The organism is Actinoplanes sp. NPDC048791, from assembly GCF_040650095.1.
Taxonomy (GTDB): Bacteria; Actinomycetota; Actinomycetes; order Mycobacteriales; family Micromonosporaceae; genus Actinoplanes.
Map to the genome: position 1 here is coordinate 1 of NZ_JBEZGQ010001564.1, position 1390 is coordinate 1390.

General features: G+C 73.6%; 1 protein-coding gene. It reads left to right on the top strand.

What is annotated here, in order from left to right; genetic code table 11:
• A partial coding sequence (locus AB0C29_RS48505; RefSeq protein ID WP_360835151.1) for a TROVE domain-containing protein occupies nt 1-1311 on the top strand: 1311 nt, incomplete at its 5' end.
• Nucleotides 1312-1390 lie beyond the last annotated feature (79 nt).

Here is a 1390-nt window from a genome sequence, read left to right on the forward strand (position 1 = left end):
GTCGTCGCCGCCCTGGAGGGCGCCCGCGCGCAGGTCGCCGCCGGCATCTCCGGCTCGCGGTCCATCGTGGACAGCGCCCTGCAGCGGCCGGACGAGCCGGGCGAGGCGCTCGCGTACTGGCTGGGCCGGTACGGCCGGTCGCTGCCCAAGCCGGTCAAGCGGGGCATCGCCGACGCGGTGGTCCGGCTCTACCACGAGCGCAGCCTGCTCAAGTACGACACCGACGCCCGTCCGGTGCGCTTCGGTGACGTCATCGACCTCACCCACCCGACGGCGAAGGACGAGCGGCAGGGTGAGCTGTTCCGGCATGCCCTGGACCGGCGGCACAAGCGGGACAATCCCGTACCGTCCGCGCTGACCCTGCTCACCGCGCGGGCCGGGCTGATGGCCCTGCCGGTGGAGCAGCGCCGTGGGGTCACCGACCCCGCGGTGCTGCACGCGGCCGGGATGACGTGGGAGGCGCTGGCCGGGTGGCGGCAGACGGCCATGGACGCGGCGGCCTGGGAGTCGATCATTCCGAGCATGGGTTACCTGGCGTTGCTGCGGAACCTGCGCAACTTCGACCAGGCCGGCGTGAGTGACGCGGTGGCCGCCACGGTGGCTGCCCGGCTCGCCGACCCCGATGAGGTCGCGCGGTCCCGGGCGCTGCCGATGCGGTTCCTGTCGGCGTTCAACGCGGCGCCGAGCCTGCGGTGGGCGTACCCGTTGGAGCAGGGCCTGCAGCAGGCGCTGGCGAACGTGCCGGCCCTGGGCGCACGGACCCTGATCCTGATCGACACCTTGGGGTCGATGACCTCCGGCTTCAGCCGGGACGGCACGCTGCGCTGCTGGGACGCCGCCACGGTCTTCGGTCTCGCGTTGAGCGCGCGGGCCTGGGACGCGACCGTGGTGTCGTTCTCCGACGACACCAGGGTGTTCCCGCGGGTGGCCGGCGAGTCGGTGCTGGCCGCGGTGCGCCGGTTCAAGGCGGACGGCTACTTCCTCGGCCGGGGCACGGACACCGAGCGGGCGGTCCGGAAGCACTATGCCAAGCATGACCGGGTGGTGATCCTGACCGACGAGCAGGCGCACTGGCACGGCGCTCGTGATGTCGCGGCCGCGGTGCCGGCGCGGGTGCCGGTGTACACGTGGAACCTGGCCGGCTACCGGGCCGGGCACACCCCGGTGGCCGGGAACAGGTTCACCTTCGGTGGCCTGTCCGACGCCGCGTTCTCGATGATCCCGCTGATCGAGGCCGGCGCCCGCGCGCAGTGGCCGTTCGCCCACGGAGATGAGGGCGAGCAGCTGGATCAGCCGGTGGCGGCGGCGTAGCAGGCGCCGTAGCCGTCGGCGCGCGCCACGATCCGGCCCGCAGCGACCCGGACCGCGAACTCGGTCGCGTCGTTGCGGG